3 protein-coding genes are annotated in these 1667 nt (G+C 52.5%); all 3 read left to right on the forward strand.

Going from position 1 to position 1667, the window contains the following annotated elements; genetic code table 11:
* On the forward strand, nt 1-188 hold a 188-nt coding region (locus ACIQWP_RS31865; protein ID WP_402796483.1), incomplete at its 5' end, for a phosphopantetheine-binding protein.
* Between the two features lie 11 nt (nt 189-199).
* Entirely contained in the window at nt 200-1414 is a 1215-nt protein-coding gene (gene hemA / locus ACIQWP_RS31870) for a 5-aminolevulinate synthase (RefSeq protein WP_402796486.1), read from the forward strand.
* 56 nt (nt 1415-1470) lie between these two features.
* On the forward strand, nt 1471-1667 hold a 197-nt coding region (locus tag ACIQWP_RS31875; protein WP_402796489.1), incomplete at its 3' end, for a hypothetical protein.

The raw sequence follows: 1667 nt of genomic DNA on the forward strand, positions 1-1667 counted from the left end.
TTGGCGGACATTCGTTGCTGGCGACCCGGGTCATAGCCCGACTGCGTCAGGCCTTCGACATCGACGTCCCTCTCCGCCGGATGTTTGAAGCGCCGACCGTAGTCGATATTTCGTCACATGTCGAATACCTGGTCCTTGAGGAAATCGCCTCGCTTACAGACTCCGAAGTGGAACAAATGATCTCTTGATGGAGGCCGAAATGTACAATTACAGTGCGTTCTTTACGTCCAAAGTTACAGCGCTACACGATGAGGGCCGATATCGATATTTCGCTGAACTGGAGCGAATTCGCGGTCAATTTCCAGCTGCTTTTTTGTACTCCGGCGATGACCGCCAGGATGTGATTGTGTGGTGCAGCAACGACTATCTCGGAATGGGCCAACATCCCGAGGTACTTCGTGCGATGCACGAGGCCCTAGACCGATTTGGCGCCGGAGCAGGGGGAACTCGTAACATTTCCGGTACGACCCATCATCACGTTCTTCTGGAGCGTGACTTGGCCGATTTGCACCGGAAGGAAGCCGCATTACTGTTTACTTCCGGATACGCGGCTAATGAAGCGACATTGAGTTTACTTGCACGTCAACTTCCAGATTGCGTCATTCTATCGGATGAATCTAATCATGCATCGATGATCGAAGGCATTCGTCACTCAGGTGCTGAGAAGCGGATATTCCGTCACAACGATGTTTCTCATCTTGAGTCCATTCTAAGTGGATTGGCCCCGCACCGGCCGAAGATTATCGCGTTTGAATCTGTTTACTCAATGGATGGTGATATCGCTCCGATCTCGGCCATTTGCGATCTCGCCGACCGATTTGGTGCTATTACCTACCTCGATGAGGTGCACGCGGTTGGCATGTACGGTGATCTAGGTGCGGGTGTTGCTGAGCGTGACGGGATATCGGAACGAGTTACGATCATTGAGGGGACCCTTGGAAAGGCATTTGGATTGCACGGCGGTTATATCGCCAGTTCATCACGTATTATCGATTTTGTTCGTAGCTATGCACCAGGTTTCATTTTCACAACCTCGCTTCCGCCGGTGATTGCGGCTGGTGCTCGGGCAAGCATTAAAGTGCTGAGAGACAGCCCTTGGCTGCGTGCGAGGCATCAGGAACGCGTAGCATCGGTACGGCGTGGTTTAATGGCGGCCGGCCTCCCAATTATTCAAGCTAAAAGTCATATCGTTCCGATACTTATTGGCGACGCCCGCCTCTGCAAAGAGGCGAGCGACGAGCTGCTATATGCTCACGGTATTTATGTGCAGCCGATCAACTACCCAACGGTCCCTAGGGGTTCCGAGCGCTTGCGTTTAACTCCATCTCCAGTTCACACCGATGAGCACATTGTGGCTCTCATCAAAAGTATGAGCCAAGTCTGGAAAAAGCTAGGGCTCGGCTTAGCGGCTTAAGCTGATGAAATCTTCGACCAATCTGCGCCGAGTCCATCAGTAAAGAAGGGCAAAACATGGAAAAATTATCCGATCCGATGAATGCCATGAACGCGGCTATGTTTGATAGACGTCGACAGGCCCTATTGCAAAGGCGGTTGAGTGGAAAAGCTGGCGGGGGAGCGCCATCGATATTGCCGATGGATCGGAGTGGACCGTTGGCTCTGTCGTTCGGGCAGCAGCGTCTATGGTTCCTCGACCGGCTCGAACCGAA

It is taken from the genome of Rhizobium sp. NPDC090279 (assembly GCF_044769665.1).
GTDB lineage: Bacteria > Pseudomonadota > Alphaproteobacteria > Rhizobiales > Rhizobiaceae > Rhizobium.